Source organism: Curvibacter soli, from assembly GCF_029211125.1.
Lineage (GTDB): Bacteria > Pseudomonadota > Gammaproteobacteria > Burkholderiales > Burkholderiaceae_C > Curvibacter_A > Curvibacter_A soli.
In genome coordinates this window covers 23,658-34,698 of record NZ_JARGEN010000056.1, presented here as the reverse complement: position 1 = coordinate 34,698, position 11,041 = coordinate 23,658, and the positions used below count along the sequence as shown (strand labels likewise).

Genomic DNA, 11,041 nt, shown 5'->3' with positions numbered 1-11,041 from the left:
CACGGTTGGCAGATCTCTCCGCTCTCCTCTCTTCCTGCTCTCTCCTTAGCAGCGCCTCCAAAGCATCTACGTATAAGGCGGCAACGTCAGTTCCCGTTTGTTGATGGATCTCCTGAAAGCAGGTGGGGCTTGTCACATTGATTTCCGTCACGCTGTCTCCGATCACGTCGACGCCCGCCAGCAACAGCCCGCGCGCCATCAGCGTCGGGCCCAGAGCCATTGCGATGGCTTGGTCGCGCACCGACAGCGGCCTCGCTACACCTTTGCCTCCCGCAGCCAGATTGCCACGGACTTCGTCACCCTGCGGAATACGGGCCAGGCAATAAGGAACGGCACGCCCGCCAATGATGAGCACGCGCTTGTCGCCCTCAGCGATCTCCGGCAAGAACTTCTGCACCATGACCGAGCGTGCGCCGTGCGCGTTCAATGTCTCGGTGATGCTCCCCAGGTTCAACCCATCCGCCCGCACGCGGAATATGCCCATGCCGCCCATGCCATCGAGCGGCTTCAAGATGATGTCCCGGTGTTCCGCATGGAACCGTGCGATTTCTTCCGCGTTGCGTGTAACCAGCGTGGGGCCGATCAGATCGGGGAACTCCAGGATCGAGAGCTTCTCGGGATGATCGCGCAATGCCCGAGGCTTATTGAAGACGCGCGCCCCTTCACGCTCTGCCTGCTCCAGCAAATGCGTGGCATAGAAGTACTCACTGTCGAATGGCGGATCCTTTCGCATCAGCACGGCATCGAAATCCTTGAGATCGACGCAGCCGTCCTGCCCAGGCTTTTCGACAAACCACTGCGCAGCGTCACCCGTCAGTTCGATATGGCGCACGCGTGCTTGCACCACGCCACCGCGCTGCCAGGACAAATCCTGTGGGCCGCATGCGGCCAGCACATGGCCTCGCCGCTGCAACTCGCGCATCATCGCGAAAGTGGTGTCCTTGTAGATCTTGAAATGCTCAAGGGGATCTGCCACGAAAAGTATGTGCATGCTCGCCTTCCTGAAACGGAGATCACCGCGGACGCCATGTCGCCAAGCAGCGCATCCGCCAATGCCAAGGAATTGTGGCATCGCAGCCCCAATGTTGCTGCGATGAGGGCAACCTCAGATTTCGATCTTGCTGCCCAACTCCACCACGGCATTGCTCGGCAGGTTCAGAAAATCCGCCGCCGCGCCCGCGTTATGGTGCATCTGCGCGAAGAGCTTTTCGCGCCATGACGCCATGCCACTGCCCAGCGTTGGCACCACCGTATCGCGCGACAGGAAATAGCTGGTCGTCATGGTGTCGACCATGCAGCCGTGCCCCCGCAGTTGCTCCAGCGCCCGGGGTACGTCCGGATCGTTTTTGAATCCGTAGTGGATGACCACCTGCCAGCAATCATGCCCCAGCGGCTCGATCTGCAAGCGTTTGGCCAGGCCCATCCAGGGCACCTCGTGGTTGCGCACGGTGACGAACAGGTTCTGTGCATGCAGCACCTTGTTGTGCTTGAGGTTGTGGAGCATGGCATTGGGTACCGTGCCCGGCTCAGCGGTCAGAAACACAGCCGTGCCATCCACGCGCATCGGTGGGTTGACGAACACCGCCTCCAGGAAACTTTTGAGGTCGATGGCGTCGGACCGCAGCTTTTGCGCCAGCAGCGCCCGCCCGTCCTTCCAGGTCATCATGAGCGTGAAAATGCCGCCGCCGATCAGCAAAGGAAACCAGCCCCCGTCGACCAGCTTCATGAGATTGGATGCAAAGAAGGCGAAGTCCACCAGAAAGAACCCTCCCGTGGCCGCGATGCACAGCGCCAACGGGTATTTCCAGCCGTAGCGGATGACGAAGAAAGTCAGCAAGGTGGTGATGAGCATGTCCATCGTCACCGCGATGCCATAGGCCGCCGCGAGATTGCTCGACGACCGGAACATGACGACAGCCATCACAATGGCGGCAAACAGCCCCCAGTTCACGAACGGGATGTAGACCTGCCCCGTTTCCCGCACGCTCGTATGCTCGATGTTGAGCCGCGGCAAATACCCCAACTGGATGACCTGCTTGGTGATGCTGAAGGCCCCGGTGATCAGTGCCTGCGAAGCAATCACCGTGGCCATCGTCGCCAGGAGAACCAGCGGCAGCAGGGCCCAGGCTGGTGCCATCATGAAGAACGGATTTTTCACCGCATCGGGATTTGCCAGAAGCAGCGCGCCCTGCCCGAAATAGTTCAGCACGAGCGCCGGCATGACCACGGCGAACCATGCCAACCGGATCGGTTTCTTGCCAAAGTGACCCAGGTCGGCATAAAGTGCCTCCGCCCCGGTCACGCACAGCACCAGCGCCCCCAGGATCACGAACGTGGTGCCGGGTTGCGCCAGCATGAACCGCACGGCATACAGCGGATTCACCGCCAGCAGGATCTCGGGGCGCCCGAGGATATGCATCACCCCCAGCCCCGCGATCACTACGAACCACGTCAGCGTGATGGGGCCAAAGAACTTGCCGATGCCGCCAGTGCCGCGTTTCTGCACCATGAACAGGCACAGCAGCACGCACAGCGTCAGCACGATCACGTACTTGCGGAACTGCGGCGACACCACCTCCAGCCCCTCCATGGCCGACAGCACCGAGATCGCGGGCGTGATCACCCCGTCGCCATAAAACAGCGAGGTGCCGAAGATGCCGATCACGAACAGCACGCTGCGCAGCCGCGGCTTGCCCTTGACCGCCTGCCCCGCCAGCGCCAGCATTGCCACCAAGCCGCCCTCGCCGTTGTTGTCCGCGCGCAGGACCAGGCTCACGTACTTCACGGCCACGATCACCACGAGGGTCCAGAACAGCATCGACAAGATGCCGTACACATTGGCATGCGTGAAGGGCACATGGCCCGTATGAAAAATCTCCTTTACCGCGTACAGCACGCTGGTGCCGATATCGCCGTACACGACGCCGATGGCGCCCAGGGTCAATGCCGGGAGAGATGTTTTGGATGCAGCCACATGACCGCCCAGCCGCGCTGCGCCGGGCCTCTTGCTTCGGGATGGTTATTGTGGCGTGCGCCCATGGCGGCGCAAACCACCAGAGCGACTGCCACGCGGCACTGTTGTCAGTTCGCAACCCAGCCCTTGCGCTGGCACCGCGATTCACTCATACACTTCGGCGTCGGGGTCCGTCGCCTCCAATTCATAGCTGGCCGCCAGCATGGCGAGCCGTGCGATGACACCGTACATGTAGAACCGGTTGGGCGCGCTGGCGCCGGGCTTCACGCCCGGCTGCGGCAAATGCGTGCTGTGCTCGAAAGCCAGCGGCACGAAGCTCGCGCCCGGGGCGTTGAGGTTCTCGTCCGTGCCCCGCTCCGCGTGGATGCGGTAGAAGCCGCCCACCACGTAGCGGTCCATCATGTACACCACGGGCTCGGCTACCGCGTCGTGCATGCGCTCATAGGTCAGCACGCCCTCCTGCACGATCACGTCGTGCACGGCCTGCCCGTCCTTCACCACGCCCATCTTGTTGCGCGTCCTGCGGTTCAGGTCCTGCAGTTCCTTGGCGTCGCGCACTGTCATGATGCCCATGCCATAGGTGCCGTTGTCGGCCTTCACGACCACGAACGGCTTTTCGTGGATGCCGTACTCCTTGTACTTGCGGCGCACCTTGGTCAGCAGCCCATCCACTTGTGCGGCCAGCGCGTCCATGCCGGCGCCTACGGTGAAGTCCACCTCGCCGCAGTGGCTGAACAACGGATGGATGAGCCATGGGTCGATGCCCAGCAGCTTGCCGAAGCGCTTGGACACCTCCTCGTAGCTGCGGAAATGGTTGCTCTTGCGCCGCACGCTCCAGCCCGCGTGCAGCGGCGGCAGCAGATACTGCTCGTGCAAATCCTCCAGGATGCCCGGCGCGCCGGCCGAAAGATCGTTGTTGAGCAGGATGGTGCAAGGGTCGAAATCCTTGAGCCCCAGGCGGCGCTTGGTGCCCACCACCGGCTCCAGCGTGATCGACTCGCCCGTCGGCAGCGAGATCGTCGTGGGCACCTTCACCTCGGGGCTGATCGAGCCGATGCGCACATTGAGCCCTGCCATGTGGAAGATGCGCTGCAACTGCACCACGTTGGCCAGGTAGAACGTGTTGCGCGTGTGGTTCTCGGGGATGACCAGCAGGTTTCGCGCCTCCGGGCAGATCTTCTCGATGGCCGCCATCGCGGCCTGCACGGCCAGCGGCAGCATGTCGCGCGTCAGGTTGTTCCAGCCGCCCGGGAACAGGTTGGTGTCCACCGGCGCCAGCTTGAAGCCCGCGTTGCGGATGTCCACCGAGCAGTAGAAGGGCGGGGTGTGCTCCATCCATTCCAGGCGGAACCACCGCTCGATTGCAGGCATCGAGTCGAGGATGCGCTGCTCCAGTTCGTTGATCGGCCCCGTGAGTGCCGTGATGAGGTGCGGAACCATGCGTGGGAAAGCCTGTCGGTGAGTGAATCGGGATTGTAGAAAGCCCCTGCGGCCAGATGTCAGCCGCGCACCTCGCCGTTGCCCAGCACGACCCATTTGAGCGATGTGAGGCCCTCGATGCCCACCGGCCCGCGGGCGTGGAACTTGTCGGTGCTGATGCCGATCTCCGCGCCCAGGCCGTACTCGAAGCCGTCGGCGAAGCGGGTGCTGGCGTTGACCATGACGCTGGCCGAATCCACCTCGCGCAGGAACCGCTGCGCATGCCGGTGGTCGGTGGTGATGATGGCGTCGGTATGGTGCGACGAATAGCGGTTGATGTGCGCGATGGCCTCGTCCACGCCGGCCACCACCTTCACGCTGATGATGGGCGCGAGGTATTCGGTGGACCAGTCCTGCTCGGTTGCGGGCACGACCTGCGCGCCCGCCAGCGGCGCCAGCAGGGCCTGGGCCTCGGCGTCGCAGCGCATCTCCACGCCCTTGGCGGCATAGACGGCGCCGATCTGCGGCAGGAATCGCGCCGCCGCGCCCCGCGCCACCAGCAGCCCTTCGCTGGCGTTGCAGGGGCTGTACTTCTGGGTCTTGGCGTTGTCGGCCACCTTCACGGCCATGGCGATGTCGCAGGGATCGTCCACATAGGTGTGGCAGTTGCCGTCCAGGTGCTTGATGACGGGCACCTTGGCCTCGCGGCTGATGCGCTCGATCAGGCCCTTGCCGCCGCGCGGGATGATGACATCCACGTATTCGGGCATGGCGATCAGGCGGCCCACGGCCTCGCGGTCGGTGGTCTGCACGAGCTGCACCGCGTTCTGGGGCAAGCCGGCTTCGGCCAGCGCCTGCTGCACCAGGCGGGCCAACGCCTTGTTGGACTCGATGGCCTCGGAGCCGCCGCGCAGGATGGCCGCGTTGCCGCTCTTGATCGACAGGCTGGCGGCCTCGATGGTCACGTTGGGCCGGCTCTCGAAGACCATGCCGAACACGCCGATGGGCACGCGCATCTGGCCCACGCGGATGCCGCTTTCCTGCTGCTTGAGGCCGACCACCTCGCCGATGATGTCGGGCATGGTGGCCAGTTGCTCGCAGCCCAGCGCGCAGGTCTCGATGGCCTTGAGGCCCAGCCTGAGGCGGTCCACCATCGGCGCGGACAAGCCCGCGGCGATGGCGCGCTCCAGGTCTTTCGCGTTGTCGGCGGCCAATGCCTGCGCATTGTCGCGCAGCAACCGCGCCAGGGCCTTCAATGCTCTGTTTTTGATAGCTGCATCCGCCCGCGCCATAAGCGCTGATGCCACTTTTGCTTGCAATCCCAGGGCGTGCACGTATTCGGCGATGTTGAGCGCGTTCATGGCGCGATTTTGACGCAGACGGACCACCCCCGCCCATCCACGGCCATCGCCCTGCTACAGCGCCCCTGCTCCACCGCCGCGCCAGAGGGCGCAGCGGTCAGGCACGGCAGGCCTGGCACAGCAGCATCGCCAGCCGGTGCAGCGCCTGCCAGTTGTCGGCAGGCCAGTCGGGCGCCTTCAAGCCCTTGACGATGCCGTCCACCACGTGGGCCGCGCGCAGCAGCCGTGCCAATGCGGCATCCTGGAGGTGCGGCAGGGCGCGCTCGAACAGCCGCTCGCGCGAACCCCAGATGCGCTGCTCGCGCAGCGCCACGGGCAGCGGGCGGCCCGCGTTCATGGCGTCCTTCACGCGCTTGAGCGCCCGAATGTCCTCGGCCAGCGTGTAGTGCACCAGCACCTCGGCCTCACCCTCGGCCTGCAGGCCGTCAAGCATGCGCGTGACGCGCCCGGCCTGGCCCGCCAGCGCCGATTCGGAGAGCTTGAACACGTCGTAGCGCGCCACGTTGAGCACGGCGGCCTCCACCTGCTCGCGCGAGAGTTCGCCCGCCGGGTGCAGCAGCGCGAGCTTCTGGATCTCCTGGTGCGCGGCCAGCAGGTTGCCCTCCACGCGGTCGGCGAAGAACTGCAGCGTGCGCTGTCCCTCCTCGCCCGGCGCCACGCGCTGGCCCTGCGCGGACAGGCGCTGGGCGATCCATGTCGGCAGCGCCTGGCGTTCCACGGGGTCGATCTGCACCGTCGCGCCGCTCTGCTCCAGCGCCGCGAACCACGCGCCCGTGCGCGTGGCCTTGTCCAGCCGCGGCAGCAGCACCAGCGTGAGCGTGCTGTCGCTGCCCACGGCGTTCTGGGCGATCTGCTGCAGCGCCACGCTGCCGTCCTTGCCGGGCTTGCCCGAGGGGATGCGGATTTCGATGATCTGCCTGTCCGCGAACAGCGACAGCGACCCGCCTGCGGCCAGCACCTCGCTCCAGTCGAAATGCGCACCGGCCACGGTGTGCACGCTGCGCTCGGTGTAGCCCTGGGCGCGCGCGGCGGCGCGGATGGCGTCCGCCGCCTCCTGCAGCAGCAGGGCCTCGTCGCCGTGCAGCGTGTAGAGCGGGCGCAGCCCTTTGCGCAGGTGGCTGGACAACTGGGCGGCGGCGAGCTGCATCGGGCTAGAGTGACTTCACCGCGGCCAGGCGGCGCATGATCTGCCGCACGATGTCGGTCTGCATGTTGCGGTAGAGCAGCTCCTGCTCGGCCTCCTTGGCCAGCGCCAGGGTTTCGCTGTAGCTGACTTCGCGGTACTGCAGCACCTCGGTGCTGGGCAGCAGTTCCCGGCCATCGGGCGTGTGCAGCCGGAAACGCACGCGCAACCGCAATTGCAGTTCACGCACCTGGCCCGAGGCGTTCAGGCCCACGACCACGCTCTCGCGCTGCTCGGAAATCAACTCGAAGATGGCCTCGCCCGCTGCCTGGCGCATCGCGTCGCGGTGCACTTCTACGGTGCCTGCGGCGTCCATGTTGCGCTGCAGCTCCACTGCCAGCGGCGACGTGACGGGTGCGGAAATATAGAGCGAATTGAAAGCGAAGGTGGGTGCCTGCCGCAGCTTGAAGCCGCAGCCCGCCAGAACAGTGGCGCCCGCCAGGGGCGCAAGGAATCGGCGGCGCTGCATGGCTACACCACCACGTTCACGAGACGCCCTGGCACCACGACGATCTTCTTGGGCACGGCGCCCGCGGCGTGCTTGGCGAAATCCTCGCTGGCCACGGCGATCTTCTCGATCTCCTCGCGCGACGCGCCGGCGGGCACGCGGATCGCGCCGCGCAGCTTGCCGCCGATCTGCAGCATGAGTTCGATCTCGTCTTGCACCAGCGCGTCGGGTGCCACCCGGGGCCAGAGTGCGTCGAGCAGGTCGCCCAGGGCGCCCGCATAGCCCAGTTGCTGCCAGAGCACATGCGCGACGTGCGGCGTGACCGGGTAGAGCGCGCGCAGCAGGATGCCAAAGCCTTCGATCAGCGCCACCAGGCCGCCCTGGGCCTCGCCGGATTTGAAGTCCTCCAGCGCGTTGAGCAGCTTCATGGCACCGGACACCACGGTGTTGTACTGCATGCGCTGGTAGTCATAGTCGATCTGCTTGAGCACGGTGTGCACTTCCAGCCGCAGGGCCTTGGCCTCCTTGCCGAATTGCACGTCTTTCAGGCTTCTGGCGCCCACCAGGCTTGCCTCGGTAGCTACTGAATCCATAGCAGACAGCCTGGCACCGAAGTTCCACACGCGGCGCAGGAAGCGGTAGCTGCCCTCCACTGCCGCATCGTTCCATTCGAGCGTGGCCTCGGGCGGGGCGGCGAACATGGTGTAGATGCGCGCGGTGTCGGCACCGTACTTCTCGATCAGGTCCTGCGGGTCCACGCCGTTGTTCTTGGACTTGGACATGGTGCCCACGCCCTCGTAGTCGATGGGCGTGCCCACGGGCAAATCGCCCACGGCGTTCTTGAGCTTGGCAGCCACGATCTTGCCGCCCTCATCGAGCACGTGCTCCACGTCGTGCGGCCAGAAATACTCCTTGCCGCCCTTCTCGGTGCGGCGCGAGTAGATGTGGTTGAGCACCATGCCCTGGGTGAGCAGTTTGGTGAAGGGCTCGTCCACCTGCACCAATCCCATATCACGCATCACCTTGGTCCAGAAGCGTGCGTACAGCAGGTGCAGGATGGCGTGCTCGATGCCACCGATGTACTGGTCCATCGGCATCCAGTACCGCGCGCCCTCGGCCACCATGGCTTCGCCGTTGTGCGGGTCGCAGTAGCGCATGAAGTACCAGGACGAATCGACGAAGGTGTCCATGGTGTCCGTCTCGCGCCGCGCGGGCTTGCCGCAGCAGGGGCAGACCACGCCGGCATGGAAGGCATCGCTCTTGACCAGCGGGTTGCCGCTGCCGTCGGGCACCAGGTCCTGCGGCAGCACGACAGGCAGGTCTTTCTCCGGCACGGGCTGCGGGCCGCAATCCCCGCAATGGATGATGGGGATCGGCGTGCCCCAGTAGCGCTGGCGGCTGATGCCCCAGTCGCGCAGGCGCCAGGTGGTTTTCTTCTCGCCCAGGCCCTTGGCGGCCAGATCGGCGGCCACGGCGTCGACGGCGGCCTTGTGGGCCAGGCCGTCGTACTTGCCGGAATTGGCCGTCGCGCCCTGCTGCTTGTCGCCATACCAGTCCTGCCACGCGTCGAGGCTGAAGGTCTTGCCCTCGGCGGCCACGACCTGCTTGATGGCGATGCCATACTTCGTGGCGAAGGCGAAGTCGCGCTCGTCGTGCGCGGGCACGCCCATGACGGCACCGTCGCCGTAGCCCATCAGCACGTAGTTGCCGACCCACACGGGCACGGGCTCGCCCGTGAGCGGGTGGGTCACGGACAGGCCCGTGGGCAGGCCTTCCTTTTCCTTGAGCGCCAGTTCGGCCTCGGTCGTGCCGCCGCGTTTGCAGTCCTCGATGAAAACCGCGAGCATCGGATCGCTCTTGGCCGCATGCGCGGCCAGCGGATGCTCGGGCGCCACGGCGCAGAAGGTGACGCCCATGATGGTGTCGGCGCGCGTGGTGAAGACGTACAGGCGCCCGTCCTGGATCAACTGCCCGTCCTCGCCCCGGATGCCGTGCGGGAACGCGAAGCGCACGCCCTCGCTCTTGCCGATCCAGTTCTCCTGCATCAGCTTCACGCGCTCGGGCCAGCCGGGCAGCTTGTCGCCGGTGACGAAGTCGAGCAGCTCCTCGGCGTAGCCGGTGATCTTGAGGTAGTAGCCGGGGATCTCGCGCTTTTCGACCGTAGCGCCGGTGCGCCAGCCCTTGCCGTCGATCACCTGCTCGTTGGCCAGCACGGTCTGGTCCACCGGGTCCCAGTTCACCACCTGGGTCTTGCGGTAGGCAATGCCTTTTTCGAGCATCTTCAGGAACAGCCACTGGTTCCACTTGTAGTAGCCGGGGTCGCAGGTGGCGATTTCACGGCTCCAGTCGATGGCCAGGCCCATGGCCTGCATCTGCTGCTTCATGTAGGCGATGTTTTCGTACGTCCATTGGGCCGGTGGCACGCCGTTTTTCAACGCAGCGTTCTCGGCGGGCAGGCCAAAAGCGTCCCAGCCCATGGGCATCAGCACGTTGTAGCCGTTCATGCGCAGGTAGCGCGTGAGCATGTCGTTGATGGTGTAGTTGCGCACATGGCCCATGTGCAGCTTGCCGCTGGGGTACGGCAGCATCGAGCAGGCATAGAACTTCTTGCGGCCCGCGTCCTCGCTCACGCGGTAGGCGTCGCGGGCGGTCCAGTGAGCCTGCGCGGCGCGCTCGACCTCGGTATGGCTGTATTTGCTGTCTTGCATGGGGGAAAGCGTGCGCCCGCACGGGGCACGGCAGGAAACGGAAGGTGGAATGGCCGATCCGCAATTCTAGGCGGGCCGTCGCGGCGCACCCAGGCGGAGGTCAGACGTATTCGGTCTGCCGGAACACCACCCGCCCCACGAGGAAACATTCGGGCTCGGCGAATTCCTTGCGCGCGAAGCGCGCCTGGTCGGGATGGTCCAGCGCCAGCCACCAGTGCCCGGCGTCGCGCAGCAGGCGACGCAACTGCGCCTGGCCCTCGTAGTTGACGACGAATACCTGGCCGTCGCGCGGCTCGGTGTCGGCGGTGTCGATCACGACCATGTCGCCGGCATGCAGGCCGGGCTCCATGCCCACGTCGCGCACGCGCAGCGCCAGCAGGTCGGCACTGTGGCAGCCGCGGCGGATCAGCCAGTTGCGGTGGAAGGTGATCGGCGCGTCCTCGTCGCCGTCGCCCGCATGCACGGTATAGCCCTTGAGCCCCGGCTTCAGACCGAGATTGGAGGGGTACACCTTGTGATACTGGGGGCCGGGGCCCCGCTCCCGTATGGCTGCGGGCTCATGCACCCCTGTGGCGGCGGGTGGATCGGAGAACCAGCCCTGCATGCCGCGCAGCGCCTCGATCTGCCGCAGGGTCTTGTCCGAGATGCTGCGCCGGCCCCGTAGCATCTGCCGCACGAAGGCGCCGCTGCCGTAGCCCAGCAAACGGCCGAAGGCAGAGCTGTTGCCGCCTGAAAGCTTGTCCACTGCGTCCTTCAGCCTGCTGCGGCGACGCTCCTGAATCTCACTTTCATCCATGCAATCCAAAGTAGCATGGGGGCCGGAACCTTTTGCTTCCCATTACAAGAAGCATTTGCTACCATTCAAGCGTGACCACGCCCCCTGGCCCTGGAACTGGCCGCGCACAGAGCGAACGGGGGTTCAGCCTGTTCTCGCGCCCGCTGCCGGCA

The 11,041-nt window shown here is 65.5% G+C and carries 8 protein-coding genes; all 8 read right to left on the bottom strand.

Translation table 11 applies throughout. The features are described 5' to 3' along the window. The coding region (gene gshB / locus PY257_RS12305) for a glutathione synthase (protein WP_275742209.1) at positions 1 to 991 on the bottom strand (991 nt) is incomplete at its 3' end. Between the two features lie 114 nt (positions 992 to 1,105). After that, positions 1,106 to 2,974, bottom strand: a complete 1,869-nt coding sequence (locus PY257_RS12300) for a potassium transporter Kup (protein WP_275742207.1) — start codon at positions 2,972 to 2,974, stop codon at positions 1,106 to 1,108. Between the two features lie 144 nt (positions 2,975 to 3,118). Beyond that, the gene (gene gshA, locus PY257_RS12295) at positions 3,119 to 4,414 is read right to left on the bottom strand and encodes a glutamate--cysteine ligase (RefSeq protein ID WP_275742205.1); all 1,296 of its coding nucleotides are present in this window, start codon (positions 4,412 to 4,414) and stop codon (positions 3,119 to 3,121) included. Between the two features lie 59 nt (positions 4,415 to 4,473). Further along, positions 4,474 to 5,754: a glutamate-5-semialdehyde dehydrogenase gene (locus PY257_RS12290; protein ID WP_275742203.1), complete on the bottom strand. Its 1,281-nt coding sequence runs from the start codon at positions 5,752 to 5,754 to the stop codon at positions 4,474 to 4,476. Positions 5,755 to 5,851: 97 nt separating this feature from the next. Continuing rightward, on the bottom strand, positions 5,852 to 6,901 hold the full coding sequence (holA, locus tag PY257_RS12285; RefSeq protein WP_275742201.1) for a DNA polymerase III subunit delta: 1,050 nt from the start codon (positions 6,899 to 6,901) through the stop codon (positions 5,852 to 5,854). A gap of 4 nt (positions 6,902 to 6,905) precedes the next feature. Beyond that, positions 6,906 to 7,406 (bottom strand): LPS-assembly lipoprotein LptE, encoded by a 501-nt coding sequence (locus PY257_RS12280; RefSeq protein WP_275742199.1) that lies wholly within the window; start codon positions 7,404 to 7,406, stop codon positions 6,906 to 6,908. Between the two features lie 2 nt (positions 7,407 to 7,408). Further along, a complete protein-coding gene (gene leuS, locus PY257_RS12275; RefSeq protein WP_275742197.1) occupies positions 7,409 to 10,093 on the bottom strand; it encodes a leucine--tRNA ligase in 2,685 nt (894 codons plus the stop codon). Between the two features lie 100 nt (positions 10,094 to 10,193). Next, positions 10,194 to 10,838 carry a S24 family peptidase gene (locus PY257_RS12270; protein ID WP_275742194.1) on the bottom strand — a complete coding sequence of 215 codons (645 nt, stop codon included), beginning with the start codon at positions 10,836 to 10,838 and terminating at the stop codon, positions 10,194 to 10,196. Between the last annotated feature and the right edge of the window lie 203 nt (positions 10,839 to 11,041).

What these genes read in the sequence shown, in the direction of transcription:
- gshA (WP_275742205.1), bottom strand. Translation starts at nt 4,414, where the DNA reads ATGGTTCCGCACCTCATCACGGCACTCACGGGGCCGATCAACGAACTG.
- PY257_RS12290 (WP_275742203.1), bottom strand. Translation starts at nt 5,754, where the DNA reads ATGAACGCGCTCAACATCGCCGAATACGTGCACGCCCTGGGATTGCAA.
- holA (WP_275742201.1), bottom strand. Translation starts at nt 6,901, where the DNA reads ATGCAGCTCGCCGCCGCCCAGTTGTCCAGCCACCTGCGCAAAGGGCTG.
- PY257_RS12280 (WP_275742199.1), bottom strand. Translation starts at nt 7,406, where the DNA reads ATGCAGCGCCGCCGATTCCTTGCGCCCCTGGCGGGCGCCACTGTTCTG.
- leuS (WP_275742197.1), bottom strand. Translation starts at nt 10,093, where the DNA reads ATGCAAGACAGCAAATACAGCCATACCGAGGTCGAGCGCGCCGCGCAG.